The 17,708-nt window shown below is 71.2% G+C and carries 10 protein-coding genes; 9 read left to right on the forward strand and 1 reads right to left on the reverse strand.

The features are described 5' to 3' along the window. Positions 1-159: 159 nt before the first annotated feature. The 6 genes from HNR13_RS11515 (at position 160) to HNR13_RS11540 (ending at position 12,802) form a co-directional block, all read left to right on the forward strand. The gene (locus HNR13_RS11515) at positions 160-1,581 is read left to right on the forward strand and encodes a serine/threonine-protein kinase (protein WP_246312749.1); all 1,422 of its coding nucleotides are present in this window, start codon (positions 160-162) and stop codon (positions 1,579-1,581) included. Further along, positions 1,554-7,487, forward strand: coding sequence for an Ig-like domain-containing protein (locus tag HNR13_RS11520; protein WP_179605883.1), 5,934 nt, complete (start codon positions 1,554-1,556; stop codon positions 7,485-7,487). Before HNR13_RS11515 ends, HNR13_RS11520 begins: the two co-directional genes overlap by 28 nt. A gap of 83 nt (positions 7,488-7,570) precedes the next feature. Beyond that, positions 7,571-8,542, forward strand: coding sequence for an AAA family ATPase (locus tag HNR13_RS11525; protein WP_179609385.1), 972 nt, complete (start codon positions 7,571-7,573; stop codon positions 8,540-8,542). Next, positions 8,539-9,882, forward strand: a complete 1,344-nt coding sequence (locus tag HNR13_RS22035; protein ID WP_179605884.1) for a DUF58 domain-containing protein — start codon at positions 8,539-8,541, stop codon at positions 9,880-9,882. Before HNR13_RS11525 ends, HNR13_RS22035 begins: the two co-directional genes overlap by 4 nt. Then, on the forward strand, positions 9,879-12,188 hold the full coding sequence (locus tag HNR13_RS11535) for a transglutaminase-like domain-containing protein (RefSeq protein ID WP_343063532.1): 2,310 nt from the start codon (positions 9,879-9,881) through the stop codon (positions 12,186-12,188). The genes HNR13_RS22035 and HNR13_RS11535 overlap by 4 nt, the downstream gene beginning before the upstream one ends. A gap of 65 nt (positions 12,189-12,253) precedes the next feature. Next, the gene (locus HNR13_RS11540) at positions 12,254-12,802 is read left to right on the forward strand and encodes a hypothetical protein (protein WP_343063533.1); all 549 of its coding nucleotides are present in this window, start codon (positions 12,254-12,256) and stop codon (positions 12,800-12,802) included. An 83-nt stretch (positions 12,803-12,885) separates the two neighbouring features. Here HNR13_RS11540 and ald read toward each other — a convergent pair whose 3' ends face one another. Further along, positions 12,886-14,001 carry an alanine dehydrogenase gene (gene ald, locus HNR13_RS11545; RefSeq protein WP_179605886.1) on the reverse strand — a complete coding sequence of 372 codons (1,116 nt, stop codon included), beginning with the start codon at positions 13,999-14,001 and terminating at the stop codon, positions 12,886-12,888. Positions 14,002-14,370: 369 nt separating this feature from the next. Between ald and HNR13_RS11550 the strand changes: the two genes are divergently transcribed. From HNR13_RS11550 to HNR13_RS11560, 3 genes are read left to right on the forward strand one after another with little or no spacing between them, the layout of a single operon-like run. Further along, positions 14,371-15,585, forward strand: a complete 1,215-nt coding sequence (locus tag HNR13_RS11550) for an extracellular solute-binding protein (RefSeq protein WP_179605887.1) — start codon at positions 14,371-14,373, stop codon at positions 15,583-15,585. Then, on the forward strand, positions 15,585-16,784 hold the full coding sequence (locus tag HNR13_RS11555; protein WP_179605889.1) for an ABC transporter ATP-binding protein: 1,200 nt from the start codon (positions 15,585-15,587) through the stop codon (positions 16,782-16,784). The genes HNR13_RS11550 and HNR13_RS11555 overlap by 1 nt, the downstream gene beginning before the upstream one ends. Then, positions 16,785-17,705, forward strand: coding sequence for an ABC transporter permease (locus HNR13_RS11560; RefSeq protein WP_179605890.1), 921 nt, complete (start codon positions 16,785-16,787; stop codon positions 17,703-17,705). The last annotated feature ends 3 nt before the right edge of the window (positions 17,706-17,708 follow it).

Consider the following 17,708-nt stretch of genomic DNA (forward strand, 5'->3'; position numbering starts at 1 on the left):
CGCCCGCCGTCGTTGCCCCCCGAGTTGGGGGTGTTCGAGTTGTCCCCAGTGCGGGTTCCGGCCCCCTGGGGCGCTGCGGGGCCTGCCTACAATTGACAGACGCTTTCGCCCCCGCGAACGCGAACGGCCGATGACGGGAGGAGCTGCTTGGCTCGGCGCTTGCCTTCACAGCCGCCGAACCTCCCTGGCTTCTCGTACGTCAGGGTGCTCGGTTCGGGCGGCTTCGCCGACGTGTTCCTCTACGAGCAGAACATGCCGCGCAGGCAGGTCGCGGTGAAGGTCATGCTGGCGGAGGTCGTGACCAGCCAGGTCAAGCAGATGTTCCAGGCCGAGGCCAATCTGATGGCCCAGCTCAGCACGCACCCCTCGATCCTCACGGTGTACCAGGCGAGCGTCTCGGCCGACGGCCGGCCCTACCTGGTGATGGAGCTGTGCTCGTCGGCGATCGGCCACCGCTACCGCACCGAGCCGCTGCCGGTCCCCGAGGTGCTGAGCATCGGCGTGCGGATCGCGAGCGCCGTCGAGACGGCGCACCGCGCCGGCGTCCTGCACCGCGACATCAAGCCGTCCAACATCCTCACCACCGCGTACGGCCACCCGGTGCTCAGCGACTTCGGCATCGCGGCGACCCTGAGCGAGGCCGACGTCACCGAGGCGATCGGCCTCTCCATCCCGTGGTCGGCGCCGGAGGTCCTCCTCGACGAGACCAGCGGCACCATCGCCAGCGAGGTCTGGTCGCTCGGCGCGACCATCTACTCGCTGCTCGCCGGCCGGTCGCCGTTCGAGCAGCCCGGCAAGGAGAACACCTCCGCCGAGCTCATCCAGCGCATCACCAAGGGCCGCCCGCAGCCGATCGGCCGCCCCGACGTCCCGCCGCGGCTCGAGCAAATCCTGCTGCGCTCGATGTCCCGCAAGCCGTCCGCGCGCCAGCGCACTGTGCTCGAGTTCATCCGCGAGCTGCAGTCGGTGGAGGCCGAGCTCGGGCTGCCGCAGACCCCCATCGAGGTCGCGATGGACGACTGGGCGCTGGCCACGGCGGACGACCCGGAGGAACGCACCCGGGTCAAGGGCGTCATCGCCGTCGACCCCGGCGCGGCACGGCGCCGCCGCCGTCGCGCCGCCCCCGCGACCGTGGCGGCCACGCGGGCCCCCACCCGCACGATCGTCCGCGAGAGCGGAGCCAGCTCGCCCACCGACCAGGCCGCCGCGCCCGCGCGGGTGTCGCGCGCGCTCATCGCCGCACTGGTGGCCTGCGCCACGTTGGTCGTCGTGCTGGCCGTGACCGCCGGCGTGGTGCTCGTCCGTGCCGGCGCCTCCACCGACATCCCGACGGTGCGCGACCTGAGCGGACGGGTCAGCGAGGGGACCATCGTCTTCACCTGGAGCGACCCGGGGCTGGAGAGCACCGACACCTACCAGGTGACGGTCGACGACCAGCCGCCCAGCAGCCAGCGCGCGACCGAGTTCCGGGTGGACGCCAAGCCCGGCCAGACGGTGTGCGTCACGGTGACGGTCAACCGGGACGGCAAGACCGGAGCGCCGAGCGGGCAGAAGTGCGTGCAGAGGACCGGCTCGCCGTGATCCGCAGCTGGCTCCTCGCGCACAAGTCGATCGCGGCGACGACGCTCAGCGGCACCGTCGTGGCGGCGGTCGTCGCCACGCTCGCGGTGGTGTCGGGCGGCTACAGCGCCCAGCACCTGCAGCTCAACGACGCGGCGGTCTGGGTGGCCAGCGACGCGAAGAAGGCGCTGGGCCGGGCGAACACGCAGATCGACTCGCTGAACTCGATCGTCGCCGGCACGGGCGAGGCGCTCGACGTCGTCCAGGACGGCCAGAACGTGCTGCTCCTCGACAAGGAGGCCAACACCGTGGCCGTCGTGGACCCGGCGACGGCCCAGGCGGGCAAGTCGGTGGCGCTGCCGCCGCGGTCGCCGCAGGTCGCGGTCTCCGGCGACCACGTCGCGATGCTGTCGCAGACCACCGGGCAGCTCTGGCTGACGTCGGTGCGGCAGCTCGACCAGTTCAACTCCGGCTCGGCGCCGACGATCGACCTCGGCGGCCGCGCCGTCGGCGCGATGGACCCGTCCGGCGTGCTGTTCGCCTACCAGCCGGCCAACCGCAGCCTGATCCGGGTCGATCTCGGCGGCGACCAGCCGGCGAGCAGCACGGAGAAGGTGCCGGCGCGCGGCGACGGCGCGCACGTCCAGCTCACCTCGGCGGGCGGCCAATGGGTGCTCTTCGACCCGGACCAGAAGACGCTCTGGGTCTCCGGCCGGTCGATCGACCTGGCCGCGGCGCTCGGCGAGGACTCCGACGCGGTCATCCAGCAGCCGTCCGCCGACGGCAGCGCGGTCTGGATCTCGACCGCGAGCGGACTGGTGCAGGTCCCGCTCGACGGGACGGCGCCCAAGCGGGTGCTCGGCACGGTGACCGGCGCCCCCGCCGCGCCGGTCGCCCTCGGCGGCTGCGTCTACACGGCCTGGAACTCCGGCGCGGCCTGGCGCACCTGCTCGACGCCGTCCTCCGGCACCCGCAGCACGCTCAGCCAGGTGCCGGCCGGCGCGGTGCTGTCGTTCCGGGTCAACCGCGACCGGGTGGTCCTCAACGACGCCAGGTCCGGCGTCTCGTGGGCCGTGCAGAGCGGGAACACGCGAATCGACAACTGGGACGAGCTGGTCGCCAAGAAGACGACGCAGGAGCTGGTCGACCAGTCCAAGCAGGACACCACCCCGCAGTACGCGAAGCAGGAGGAGCCGCCCGTCGCGGTGGACGACCACTTCGGAGCGCGACCGGGCCGCGTCACCCCGCTGCCGGTGCTGCTGAACGACTACGACCCCAACGGCGACGTCCTCACGATCGACTCGTTCACGGCCATCCCCGCGGATCAGGGCACGATCGAGCTGACCAACTCCGACCAGCTGCTGCAGATCACGCTGCCGCCGACGGCCAGCGGCTCGATCGGGTTCGACTACACGATCTCCGACGGCCGCGGCGGCACGGCGACGGCGCACGTCACGGTGACGGTCCGCACGCCCGACGAGAACTCGCCTCCGGTGTGCGTCCGCCCGGCGAAGGCCGTGGTGCAGGCGGGCGGCCGGGTGACCACCTCCACGCTGGGCGAGTGCTACGACCCGGACGGCGACCCGTTCTACCTCGCCGGAGCCTCCGTCCCCGCCCCGGACAGTGTGACCTTCACGCCGCAGGGCCAGGTCGCCTTCTCCGACCACGGCCAGGGCGGCGGCCTGAAGGACGTCACGCTGGTGCTCTCGGACGGGCGCGCGGAGTCGACGGGGCAGCTCGCGGTGACGGTCCAGCCGCCGGGGCAGGTGCCGATCATCGCCGATCCCTTCGCGGTGGTCACGTATCAGAGCCAGGAGACCACGATCCGCCCGCTCGACCACGTGCGCGGCGGCAACGGCGTGGTGCGGCTGAGCACCGTGCCGTCCAAGGCGGACGCGACGATCACGCCCGACTACCAGGGCGGGACGTTCCGGTTCCAGTCCGACCAGGCCGGGACCCACAACATCGAGTACTCGGTCACCGACGGCGTCGTCACCACGACCGGGCTGGTCAGGATCGAGGTGAAGGCTCCGCCGGGGGCGAAGACGGCCCCGATCGCGGTGCCGCACACCGCCTTCATCCGCGAGCAGTCCACGCAGGACGTGGACGTGCTCTCGACCGACATCGACCCGTCCGGCGGCGTGCTGCTGGTGACCGGGGTGACCGACCCGGCCCTCTCGACCGGGGTCAAGGTGCAGACCCTGCAGCAGCGGACGCTCCGGGTCACGCTGACCCGGCCGCTGGCCGCCCCGATCGACTTCCACTACCGGCTCAGCAACGGCCTGGCGGACACCGAGGGCACGGTCACGGTGATCCAGCTCCCGCCGTTGACGGTGCACCAACCGCCGATCGCCGTGCCGGACTCCGCCGCCGTGCGGGTGAACGACATCGTCGACATCCCGGTGCTCGCCAACGACATCCAGCCGGACGGCGACAAGCTCACGCTCGACCCGAAGCTCGCTACCCCGCTGCCGCCCGGCGCCGGCCTGCTGTTCGCGACGGGGGACCACCTGCGCTACCTCGCGCCGTCCAAGCCCGGCAACTACGTCGCCGCGTACCGGGTGTACGGCGCCGACGGGCAATGGGCCACCGCCGAGGTGAACATCGCGGTCCGCGAGCGCGACGTCGCCACGAACAACCCGCCCGTGCCCAAGACGGTCACGGCGCGGGTGCTCGCCGGCGACACCGTGCGGATCACCATCCCGCTCTCCGGGATCGACCCCGACGGCGACTCCGTGCAGTTCATCGGCCAGGAGACCAACCCGCAGAAGGGCGCCGTGGTCGCCTCCGGCCCGGACTGGATGGACTTCCAGGCCGGCGCGTACGCGGCGGGCACCGACACCTTCACCTACGCCGTCGTCGACGCGCTCGGCGCGCGGGCGACCGGCACCGTGCGCGTGGGCATCGCACCGCGGGTGGAGGGCGCACGCAACCCCGTCGCCGTCGAGGACGACGTCACGACCCGGCCGGGCAAGACCCTGAACGTCCAGGTGCTCGCCAACGACTCCGACCCGGACGGCAGCCCGCTCAGCGTGACCGCCGTGACCTCGCTCGACGGCAAGGCCAAGGCGAAGATCCAGGGCGACATCGTCGTGGTGACGGCTCCGCAGCAGGAGGGCGCCTACGGCTTCCTCTACACGATCCAGAACGACCACGGCGGTACCAGCCAGGCGTTCCTGCGGGTCACCGTCGACAAGAACGCGCCGCCCGCGCGCCCGGTCGTGAGCGACACGCAACTCGGCCTCTCCGACATCCTCGGACGGCAGACGGTGGACGTGAACGTGCTGTCCAACGTGTTCTTCGCCGACGGCCCGGTGTCGACGCTCACGCTCTCGGTCGTCCCCGGCTACGGCAGCACCGCGACGGTGACCGAGGGCAAGCGCGTCCACGTCACGATCACGGCGAAGAGCCAGATCATTCCGTTCAAGGTCGCGAACCCCGAGGACGAGTCGATCGCCGGCTACGGGTTCGTGCGGGTGCCGGGCTACGACGACGCTCTGCCGCAGCTGAAGCGCGGCGCCCCGAAGCTCTCGGTGGTCAGCGAGAAGACGCTCACCATCCACCTGAACGACTACATCGTGGCCGTCGGCGGCCGCAAGGTGAAGCTGACCGACGCCGCCACCGTGCGGGCGTCGCACGCCAACGGCGACGACCTCGTGGTCAACTCCGACACCCTGCAGTACACGTCCTCCGCCCGGTACTTCGGCCCGGCGAGCATCTCCTTCCAGGTGACGGACGGCAACAGCGCGACCGACCCGAACGGGAACGTGGCTACCATCGTGCTGCCCATCGACGTGACGCCGCGCGAGAACCAGCCGCCGGTGTTCACCGGCGCGCTCATCGACTTCGAGCCGGGGCAGTCGAAGACGGTCGACCTGACCAAGCTGACCAGCTACCCGTACGCCAAGGACCAGAACGAGCTCCAGTACTCGATCCAGAACCCGCGGCCGGACGGCGTCTCGCTGTCGCTCTCCGATCAGAAGCTGACGATCTCGGTGGGCGCGGGCGTGCCGAAGGGCAGCCAGCCGTCGATCTCGATCGGGGTCAAGGACGCCGTCAACGCCGGCCAGGCCGGGCGCATCGACCTCAACGTCGTGCCGTCCACCCGGCCGCTGGCCAGCCCGCAGCCGGACCGCGTCATCGCGCCGCGCGGGCAGACGACGACGGTGGACGTGCTGGCCAACGACGCCGCCACCAACCCGTTCCCAGGCAAGCCGCTGCGCGTGATCGCGGTCCGTGGGCTCGGCGGCGCGCTGCCGGACGGCGTCGCCATCACGCCGAGCGCCGACAACTCGGTGCTGCAGATCACCGTGTCCAGCACGGCGGCGCCGCAGGACACCACGCTGCAGTACGAGGTGGCCGACGCGACCAACGACCCGGACCGCTACACCTGGGGGACCGTGACCGTCTCGGTGCAGGACCGGCCGGCGCCGGTCTCGAACGTCCAGATCGGCGCGATCGGGGACCGCAGCCTGACGCTGAGCTGGACGCCCGGCGCCTTCAACAACTCGCCGATCACCGGCTTCCAGGTGACCATGACGAGCGCGGCGACGGGCGCGGTCCTCGGCACGACGCAGTGCACGACCACGGTGTGCGCGATCACCACGCCGGGCAACGGCCGGGCGAACGCCGTCGTGCTGTCCGTGCAGGCCCGCAACGCGCTCGGGCTCTCCGACCCGACGAACTACGTCGAGCCGGTCTGGTCCGACGTGGTGCCGAACGCGCCGGCGAACCTCAACTCGACGCCGCTGAACAACGGCCTCCGGATCACCTGGAACCGGCCGGCGAACGCACCGGGCGCCAGCCCCATCACGTCCTACCTCGTGACCGTGGGCGGCATCACCAACGCCCTGCAGGTCTCTCCCGGCGACAGCGGCAGCTACGCGCTCAACGTCACCGACCCCGGCATCGCCAACGGCGCCGCGATCGGCTTCACGGTCGCCAGCCGCAACGACTTCTACCAGGGCAGGACGACCTGGAACCAGACGTCGGGGAGCGGCGTGCCGGCCGGCGCTCCCGTGCTGACCGGGGTCGCGCCCGTCGCGACGCCCAACAACACCAACGGGTCGAGCGCCACCCTGACCTGGTCCAGCGTGTTCGGCGCCAACGGAAAGGCGATCACCGACTACTACGCCGGCGTCTTCCAGGGCGGCGCGCAGCCCGGCTGCAGTGTGACCGGCGTCGAGTCCGGCGCGCCCGTGCTGCACGTCGACCCCGAGTCGTCGTCGTTCATCCACACCCAGGGCGGCAGCGCGACCTTCACCGGGCTGCAGCCCAACCAGAGCTACAATTTCGTGGTCTACGCCTACAACGGGCAGGGCTGCACCGCGAGCGCCGTCATCTCGGCGACCCAGCGCCTGGCCCCGGGATCGGTGCGCGACGTCGCGATCAGCGGCCCGGTGCCGAGTTCGTCGAACACGTGGGACTTCCAGGCGTCGGTCTCGTACCAGAACGGCAGCGGCAGCAGCCCGGTGGTGAACTACCAGCTGCTCGGCGACAACGGCGTGGTCGAGAACGGCCAGCTGGGCGGCACCAGCGGCATGGTCAACGCGGGCAACGGAGCGCACTACGGGACGGGCCTCACGCTCAGCATCACGAGCATCTGCGAGACCTATCCCGACGGCTCGCAGCTCTGCTCGCCGGAGACCTTCATCAAGCGGATGGGCGTCGCGGTGAGCTCGGCGATCGGCGGCGCGCGCTACGACCCGACGACCCGGACGTTCACCTGGACCAGCTGGCCGACCGGGTCCGGCTACACCCGGGTGACGTACACCTGCGACGGCACCACCGAGTTCGACATGCCGCCGGTCGGCCAGACCGCGGTCTGCGTCGCTCCGCCCGGTGGAGGCGACCCGGTCCTGACGGTGACGGTCTCCGCGAACAACGACACGTACCGCACCCCGTATCCAGCCTCAGGCATGCCATGACCGACGGCAGGCATACTGAGGACGGCGCGCGCGCAGGCGCCGCGCTGCTCGCGCACCCCACGCACACCGAGAGAGGCGACAGCATGACGATGACCCCCGAGCAGGCCGGCTGGTTCTCGGGCGTGTTCGACCGCCTCGTGCAGAACATCGACCGTGTGCTCCTGGGCAAGTCGCATGTCATCCGCCTGGCCCTCGTCGCGCTGCTGAGCGAGGGGCACCTGCTGCTCGAGGACTACCCGGGCACCGGCAAGACCTCGCTGGCGCGCGCGATGGCCGAGAGCGTCCGCGGCACGACCAACCGCGTCCAGTTCACCCCCGACCTACTGCCCGGCGACATCACCGGCGTGAACATCTACGACCAGCGCACCGGGGCGTTCGAGTTCCACCGCGGCCCGGTGTTCGCCAACATCGTCCTGGCGGACGAGATCAACCGCGCCTCGCCCAAGACCCAGTCCGCGCTCCTGGAGGTCATGGAGGAGCAGCAGGTGACGGTCGACGGCGTGCGCCACCAGGTGGGCGAGCCGTTCATGGTGATCGCGACGCAGAACCCGATCGAGCAGGCCGGCACCTACCGGCTGCCCGAGGCGCAGCTCGACCGCTTCCTGATGAAGGCGTCCATCGGCTACCCCGACCACGAGGCGACCCTCCGGATCCTGGAGGGCGCGGAGCGGCGGGCCCACGAGATCGTCGTGCCCGAGATCATCTCCGCCGAGACGGTCATCGAGATGGCCGACCTCGCCCGCGGCGTCCACGTCGACCCGACGATCAACGACTACGTGTCCCGGCTGGTCGACGCGAGCCGCTCCGCCGACGAGATCCGGCTCGGCGTCAGCGTGCGCGGCGCGCTGGCGCTCGTCCGCGCCGCCAAGACCCTCGCGGCGGCGTCCGGCCGCTACTACGTGACCCCGGACGACGTGAAGGCGCTGGCCGAGCCCGTGCTCGCGCACCGCCTGGTGCTCGACCCGGAGGCCGAGTTCGAGGGCGTCACCGCCTCCAGCGTCGTCGGCCAGCTCCTCATCGAGGTCCCGCCGCCGAGCGATCGGGCCGCCGTGTGACCAGCACCGTCAGCCGCACCCAGGTCGAGCTCACCAACGCCAGGGCCCGGATCGTCGGTGAGCGCGAGGGCGTGCTCGCCGACCTCATCGTCGGGGTCGTCCGCTCCGGCTCCGCCGTCGGGCGGACCGTCGCGACGGCCGCGCGGACCCTCGGCGGCGTCGTCACGCCGCTGGGCTGGTCGATGCTCGCGGTCACTGTGCTCGCGCTGGTGGCCGGCTACACGCTCGGCTGGACGGAGGCGGTGGTGGCGGGCTGGATGGCCGGCGCCCTGCTGGCGATCGCCTCGCTCTACCTCGCGGGACGGATCGCGTACGACGTCGGCCTGACGCTGCCCACGAACCGGGTGGTCGTCGGCGACCGCGCACCGGGCGAGGTGACGGTGCGCAACCCGGCCAGGCGGCGCCTGCCGGGCGTGCGCGTGGAGATCCCGGTCGGTACGGGGCTGGCCGAGTTCGCCGCGCCCGCGCTGGCGAGCGGCGAGGAGCACTCCGACGTGTTCGTCGTGCCGACCAGCCGTAGGGGGATCGTGCCCATCGGACCGGTCCGCACCGTCCGCGCCGACCCGGTCGGGCTGCTGCGCAGGGAGATGGTCTGGGCGGAGTCGCTGGACCTCTTCGTCCACCCGCGGACCATCGCCATCCCGAGCATGAGCACGGGCTTCGTGCGCGACCTGGAGGGCGCGCCGACCAGGGACCTCACCCAGAGCGACGTGGCCTTCCACGCGCTGCGCGAGTACATGCCGGGCGACGAGCGGCGCAACATCCACTGGAAGAGCACCGCGAAGACCGGCAGCTACATGGTCCGCCAGTTCGAGGAGACCCGGCGCAGCCACCTGCTGGTCGCCCTCAGCCTGTCCGAGGCCGACTACGCGACGGAGGAGGAGTTCGAGCTCGCCGTGAGCGCGACGGGCTCGCTCGGCGTCCGGGCGATGCTCGACTCGCGCACCGTCTCGGTCGTGGCGAGCGCGGAGACCCCCCAGTTCGCCAAGCGGGTGCTGTTCAGCGCCCGCCGGCTGAGCACCGTCGGCCGCGGCCGGCTGCTCGACGACCTGGCCGGGGTGGAGACGGCGGAGTCGGCGCTGCGCCTCCCCGAGCTCGCCCAGGTGGCGAGCGAGGACGCTGCGGGCACCTCGATCGCGTTCCTGCTGTGCGGGTCGACGGTGACGGCCACGCAGCTGCGCGCCGCCGCAGCGCACTTCCCGCTCGGCGTCGACGTCGTCGCGATCGTGTGCGACGAGGGCGCCGTCCCGACTCTGCGCCGGGTCGCCGACCTGAGCGTGCTGACCATCGGCTACCTGGAGGACCTCCAGCGCAGCCTCGCGAAGCGGCTCGCGACGTGATCGGCCGGCTGCCGTGGCGCTCCGCCGCCGTCGACGCCGCGTTCGGGCTCGGCGCGGTGGCGCTGGCGGCGTGGTCGTTCTGGCCGGTCTACCAGTCGACGGCGTTCGTGACGATGCTCGTGGCGACGCTCGTGCTGGGCGGAGCGATCGGCGTGCTCGGCGCGACCTTCCGCTGGCCCAGCATCGTCGTGGCGGGCGTCGTCCTGCTGGTCTACCTGGGCACCGGCGTGCAGCTGGCAGTGCCGGGCGAGGCGACGGCGGGCGGCCTCCTGCCGACGGGCAAGGGCTTCCTGGACCTGGTGCAGGCGACCTGGCTGTCCTGGAAGGAGCTGGTCACCATCTCGGTGCCGGTCGGCTCCTACGAGGCGCTGCTCGTCCCGGCGTTCATCCTGGTGCTGCTGGCCGCGACGGTCACGACGACCATCGCGCTGCGGTCGACGCTCCCCGAGCTCGCCGGCATCCCGCCCGTCGTGGTCCTGGTGGCGGGGATCGCGCTCGGCCCGGCCGTGGCGGCCGTGCCGTCCTGGCTGGTGCTCGGGCTGTTCGCGCTGCTGCTGGTCTGGAACATCCGGCTCCGGCTGCGGCGCAGGACCGACTCGGTGCGCACGCTCCGCCGGCAGAGCGGCCTCACGGTCGAGTCCCGGCGGGAGCGCGGGTCGACAGCGGTGCTGACGGCCACCGGGGCGACGGTGATGCTGGCGGTCGCGGCGGCGGTCGGGATCGGTGCGGCGGTCCTCGTGCCGCCGGCGAGCGGCAGGCAGGTGGTGCGGACCGCGGTCGAGCAGCCGTTCGATCCGCGGGCCTATCCCAGTCCGCTGACCGGGTTCCGGTCCTACTTCGAGCCGTCCGCCGCGTCCGACCCGATGCTGAGCGTGTCTGGTCTGCCCGCCGACGGCCGGGTGCGGATCGCGACCCTCGACACCTACGACGGGGTGACCTACTCGGTCGGCAGCGACGCGGTGACCAGTGCGTCCGGCTCCTTCGTCCGGCTGCCGTACCGGCTCGACCAGGGCGGCACCAAGGGAACGCCGACGGAGCTGACGGTGACCGTCCGCGGCTACCGCGGCCCCTGGATCCCCGGCTCGGGTCAGCTCGAGCAGATCCAGTTCTTCGGCCCGGACGCGTCGAAGCTCTCCGGTGCGTACTTCTACAACGACGTGACGGGGACGGGTGCCGTGATGGCGTCGCTCCGGTCCGGGGACACCTACGTGGCCGACTCGGTCACCCTGCCGAAGCTGACCACCGCGCAGCTGACGAACGTCCAGCCCGGCTCCGACGCCGTCCCGCGCCCGACCGTCGTGCCCGACGAGCTGCAGTCGACGCTGCAGAAGTACACGGCGGGCGTCACCGGCGCCGGCGCCAAGCTGGCCGCGGCCCTCAAGGGGCTGGAGAACGACGGCTACCTCAGCCACGGGGTCGGCCCCGAGGAGCCCGCCAGCCGGTCCGGGCACGGCGCCGACCGGATCACGGAACTCCTCACGAACGTGCCGATGCTGGGGGACCAGGAGCAGTACGCGGTCACCGCGGCGCTGATGGCCCGCCAGCTCGGCTTCCCCGCCCGCGTGGTGATGGGCTTCGTCGCCCCCGCCGACGCGCGCGGGCCGGTCACCTTCCTCGGCTCCGACGCCTCCGCGTGGATCGAAGTGCAGACCACCGCGGGCTGGGTCACCGTCGACCCGACGCCCCCGGTGCGGCCGGTGCCGCCGAAGCGGCCGGAGCAGCCGACCGAGATCTCCCGCCCGCAGACCAACGTGCAGCCGCCGGTCGACGACACGCCGCAGCAGAACCAGGAGCCGCCCTCGGCCCAGGTCGACAGCACGCAGCCGCAGGCGCCGAACCCGGTGCTGGAGGCCCTGCTGACGATCCTCGTGGCGATCGGCTGGACGGTGCTGGTCCTGGCCCTCATCGCCGCGCCGTTCCTGGCGGTCATCGCCGCCAAGTGGCGGCGGCGGACGTTGCGCCGGTCGGCGCCGACCGCCGCCGAGCGCATCGTCGGCGGCTGGCGCGAGTTCGCCGACGCCGCGGTGGACCACGGCTACGACCCGCCGCCCGCCGCGACGCGGCTGGAGTTCGCCACCACCATCGGCGGGACCCGCGCCGCGGCCCTGGCGCAGGTGGCCGACCGCGCGGTGTTCAGCTCGATCGCCCCCAGCGGCGAGGAGGCCGACTCGGTCTGGAAGGCGGTCGACGACCTCCGCGGCCAGCTCGACCGGCGCGACACGCGGTGGAAGCGGTGGCTTGCGGCGGTCTCGCTGCGCTCCCTCGGTTACCGTGGAAGGACGCGAGAGGGGAAGAGCAGGCGATGAGATGCCGGGTGTGCGGAGCGGAGCTCACAGAGGGGACGCTGTTCTGCGGGAACTGCGGGAGTTCGGTGACGGCGTCGCGCGTGCGGCCGCCGGAGATCGCGGACTCGCGGCCCTCGGACACCTCCATCGTCGAGCCGCTCGCCAAGCCGCCGGTCGGGCGTTCCAAGCCCGCCGTGGCCGGCCGGTTCCCGGGCGACGTCGACCTCGATGAGGACGGCCTGCCGCCGACCGAGGCGATCGACGTCGTCGCCCTGGAGAGCGCGCCTCCTGCGCCGCCCGCGGCCCGGGCGCGGGTCTACCGGCTGAGCTTCTCCACGGGCGAGTCGGTGGAGGTGCGCGGAAGCGGCCTCGTCGGCCGCCGCCCGATCACGCAGCCGGGGGAGCACGTCGACCAGCTGGTGGCCATCTCCGACCCGGCCAGGAGCGTCTCCAAGACGCATCTGGAGTTCGGCCTGGAGGGCGACGACCTCTGGATCTGCGACCGCTACTCCGGGAACGGCACCGTCGCGCGCCCGCTCGGCGGCCTGGCGCGGCAGTGCGAGGCCGGCCGGCGCTACCGCGTGGAGCGGGGCACCCGGGTCGACATCGGCGACCAGTGGTTCGACGTCAGCTGAGCTTCGATGTGAGCTGAGCTTCGGCGTCAGCTGACGTGCGGCGTGGGCCGGGCGGAACTCCGCTCGGCCCACGCCGGGACGACTCAGACCAGCGCGTCCGCGAGCGGCGCGTCCACGATCCCGTGGGCCTCCGCGACGCCGGCGTTGGTGACGTGGCCGTCGTGCACGTTGAGGCCCAGCGCCAGCGACGCGTCGGCGCGGAGCGCGGCCTGCCAGCCGTTGTTCGCGATCGCGCGCGCGTAGGGCAGCGTGGCGTTGGTGAGCGCGTAGGTGGAGGTGTGCGGCACCGCGCCCGGCATGTTCGCCACGCAGTAGAACAGCGAACCGTGCACTGTGAAGGTGGGGTCGGCGTGCGTGGTCGGGTGCGAGTCGGCGAAGCAGCCGCCCTGGTCGACCGCGATGTCGACGAGCACGCTGCCCGGCTTCATCCGCGAGACCAGCTCGTTGCTGACCAGCTTGGGCGCCTTGGCGCCGGGGACGAGCACGGAGCCGATCACCAGGTCGGAGGCGACGACGGCCTTGTCGATCTCGAAGCTGTTCGAGGCGATCGTCTTGATCCGGCCGGAGTACAGGGCGTCGAGCTCGCGCAGGCGGGCGATGTTGGTGTCCAGCACGGTCACCTCGGCGCCGAGGCCCACCGCGACCGACGTGGCGTTCGTGCCGGCGACGCCGCCGCCGAGCACGGTGACGACCGCCGGGTGGGTGCCGGGGACGCCGGGGACCAGGAGGCCGGGGCCGCCGTTCGGCTTCAGCATCGTGTTGGCGCCGACGATCGGCGCGAGCCGGCCGGCGACCTCGCTCATCGGGGCGAGCAGCGGGAGCGCGCGGTTCGGCAGCTGGACCGTCTCGTAGGCGATCGCGGTGACGCGCGCGTCGACCAGCGCGCGGGTGAGCGCCTCGTCGGCGGCGAGGTGCAGGTACGTGAACAGCACCAGGCCCTCGCGGAAGTAGCCGTACTCCGAGGCGATCGGCTCCTTCACCTTGAGGATGAGCTCGCCCGCCGCCCAGGTGGCCGCGGCGTCGGGCAGGATGGTGGCTCCTGCGCCGGCGTACAGCTCGTCGGGGATGGACGAGCCCACCCCTGCGCCGGTCTCGACGTACACCTCGTGGCCGGCTCCGACCAGGTCGTGGACGCCTGCGGGCGTAATCGCCACGCGGAATTCGTTGTTCTTGATCTCGCGGGGGATCGCGACCTTCATGGGGCTCCTCAGCTCCTCACACTTCGACGTGATGGTTCGACTTCACCTTAGCTTCCTTCACGGAGGATTTCGATAGCAATCCAGGAAGGATCGTGCTGATTCCGTAAATTCCGCGTCAAAGCAGGGTGGATTTCGTCAGTTCGTCTCGCTGCTCATCCGCGCGCCGTACGCAGTGTGCGGTTTCCCGCGTGATTCGGACGAAACGGAACGGATTTCGTGACGATCATGTTTCCAGATGGACGTTTCGCCCCTTCAAGGGTGGGAATCGCACCGGTCCTATGCCAGGATCGACCCACCGCGACGGCACATCGACGTGCGTCGGCGGATCGCCCTCCAGGCACCACCAGATCGACCCGAAGGAGCTCCGCAGTGAAGAACAGGCCACTCCCGAACGACCCGATGATCCGCCAGCTGGTGCAGTCGGCACGTGCCAACCAGCTCACCCGTCGCGGTCTGCTGGCCGGTGCGACCGCCGGCGCGGCAGCGCTCGCGCTGGCCGCGTGCTCGACGGGCGGCGCCTCGGGCAAGCCGACCCCGGCCAAGGACCAGTCGTCCACCGACAAGACGCTCACCTGGGCGAACTGGCAGGCCTACCTCGACCAGGACGCGAACGGGAAGTACCCGACGCTGGAGGCCTTCCAGAAGCAGACCGGCATGTCGGTCAAGTACGACGTCGCGGTCGACGACAACAACACCTACTACGCCAAGGTGAAGGACCAGCTCGCGCTCGGCAAGGATATCGGCGCCGACACGGTGTGCCTCACCGACTGGATGATCGCGCGCTGGATCCGCCTCGGCTACGTCCAGAGCTTCGACGCGTCGGCCATCCCGAACAAGAAGAACCTCACCTCGAACCTGGTCAACGTCGACTTCGACCCCGGGCGGAACAAGTCGCTGCCGTGGCAGAGCGGCTTCGCCGGCATCTGCTGGAACAAGGAGAAGCTGCCGAACGGCCTGAAGTCCATCGAGGACCTGTGGAAGCCGGACCTCAAGGGCAAGGTCGGCGTCCTCAGCGAGATGCGCGACACGATGGGTCTCCTGATGCTGGCGCAGGGCGTCGACATCTCCAAGAAGTTCAGCGACGACGACTACAACAAGGCGATCGACACCCTGACCAAGGAGGTCAACGACGGCCAGATCCGCAACATCAAGGGCAACTCGTACCTCAACGACCTGAAGTCCGGCGACACCCTCGCCGCGATCTGCTGGTCGGGCGACATCACCCAGCTGAACGCCGAGGCCGGCGACAACTGGCAGTTCGCCATCCCGGAGTCCGGCGGCACGCTGTGGAGCGACAACTTCGTCATCCCGATCGGCTCCCCGCGCAAGGCGAACGCCGAGAAGCTGATCGACTACTACTACGAGCCGGAGGTCGCCGCCGAGGTCGCCGCGTGGGTGAACTACATCACGCCGGTGCAGGGCGCCAAGGACGCCGCGGTGAAGATCGACCCGAAGCTGGCCGAGAACCAGCTCATCTTCCCGGACGACGAGACGCTGTCGAAGGTGCACATCTTCCGCAGCCTGACCCCCGCCGAGGAGCAGAAGTACCAGGCGGCGTTCCAAAAAGTGATCCTGGGGGCCTGATGCCGAAGGGAGTCTTCGCCGAGTCCGGCGCCGACCTGCAGCTGGCCGGCATCAAGAAACGGTTCCCGGGGTTCACCGCCATCGAGAACCTCGACCTCACGATCCCCGCCGGGTCGTTCTTCGCCCTGCTCGGCCCGAGCGGCTGCGGCAAGACGACCACCCTGCGGCTGGTCGCCGGGCTGGAGGAGCCGACGGAGGGCCGCATCCTCATCGGCGGGAAGGACGTCACCAGCACCAAGCCGTTCCAGCGGCCGGTGAACACGGTGTTCCAGAGCTACGCGCTCTTCCCGCACATGACCATCCTGGAGAACGTCGCCTTCGGCCTCCGCCGCCGCCGCATCGGCGACCCGGTCGCCAAGGCGCACGAGGCGCTGCGGCTGGTCGAGCTCGACCACCTGGCCGCGCGGCGGCCCTCGCAGCTGTCCGGCGGCCAGCAGCAGCGCGTCGCGCTCGCACGGGCGGTGGTCAACCGGCCGGCGCTGCTGCTGCTCGACGAGCCGCTCGGCGCGCTCGACCTCAAGCTCCGCCGCCAGATGCAGCTGGAGCTCAAGTCCATCCAGACGGAGGTCGGCCTGACCTTCGTGCACGTCACGCACGACCAGGAGGAGGCCATGACCATGGCCGACACGGTCGCCGTGATGAACAAGGGCCGGATCGAGCAGATGGGCGCGCCCGAGGTGCTCTACGAGCTGCCGTCGACGGTGTTCGTGGCGAACTTCCTCGGCCAGTCCAACCTGTTCGCCGGTCCCGTGCTCGACAGTGCGGGCGACACGCTCGGGGTGGAGGTCGCCGGCCACCGCATCCAGGTGCCGCGGTCGCGCGCCCAGCGCAGCTCCGGCACGGTCACGGTGGGCGTCCGCCCGGAGAAGCTGACGCTGCACGCGGGGGAGCAGTCCATCCCGTCCGGCGCCAACCGGCTCGGCCCCGGCCGGGTCATCGATGTCTCGTTCAGCGGCGTGAGCACGCAGTACCTGGTGGAGGTTCCGGGCATCGGCTCGGTGATCGTGTTCGCGCAGAACCTGGCGAGCGGTCCCGCGGCGGGCTTCGGCGACCGGGTCTGGCTGTCGTGGGAGGCCTCGCACACCTTCGTCCTCGCCGACGAGCCGCCGGCCGACGGGAAGTTCGCCGACGACACCGACACCCAGGCGGTGGCGGCGCAGGCGAAGGAGCGGCTGCTCTCCGAGCTGGAGGAGGCGTAGATGGCCATCGCCGCCTTCACCGGCGCTCCGGCGACCCACGACCAGGAGCCGGCGGCGCGTCGGAAGTCGGGCATCGCGCTCGTCCTGCTGCTGCCCGGCGTGCTCTACCTGGTGTTGTTCTTCCTGACCCCGCTCGTCTCGCTCATCATCACCTCGTTCCAGGCGCCGGCGCCGGAAGGCGACATCGGGCAGTACGTCCCGGCGTTCCAGTGGCAGAACTACACCGACGCCATCTCGGGGTACTGGCCGCAGATCCTGCGTTCGTTCGGCTACGCTCTGATCGCCACGGCGGCGGCGCTGGTGATCAGTTACCCGCTGGCGTACTTCATCGGCGTGAAGATGCGCGCCAAGCCCGTGCTGCAGAACCTGCTCATGACGCTCGTCATCGCACCCTTCTTCATCAGCTTCCTGCTGCGGACGCTGGCGTGGAAGTCGATCCTGAGCGACGACGGCTGGGTGGCGAGCTCGCTCAAGGCGATCAGCGTCCTCCCGCCGGACGCCCACATCACGGGTACGCCGTTCTCGGTCATCTTCGGCCTGACGTACAACTTCATCCCATTCATGACGCTGCCGCTGTACTCGACGCTGGAGCGGCTGGACACCCGGCTGCTGGAGGCCGGCCGCGACCTGTACGCGAGCAACTGGGAGACGTTCCGCAGGATCACCATCCCGCTGTCGATGCCCGGCATCGTCTCCGGGACGCTGCTGACCTTCATCCCGGCGGCCGGCGACTACATCAACGCGTCGCAGGACTTCCTCGGCGCCGCCGACACCTCGATGATGGGCAATGTCATCGAGAGCAACTTCCTGGTGCTGCAGAACTATCCGGCGGCGGCCGCGATGTCGGTCATCCTGATGGCCGTCATCCTGGTGATCGTCGGCTTCTACGTGCGGCGGAGCGGGACGGAGGACCTGCTGTGACGA

This window comes from Leifsonia shinshuensis, from assembly GCF_013410375.1.
Taxonomy (GTDB): domain Bacteria; phylum Actinomycetota; class Actinomycetes; order Actinomycetales; family Microbacteriaceae; genus Leifsonia; species Leifsonia shinshuensis.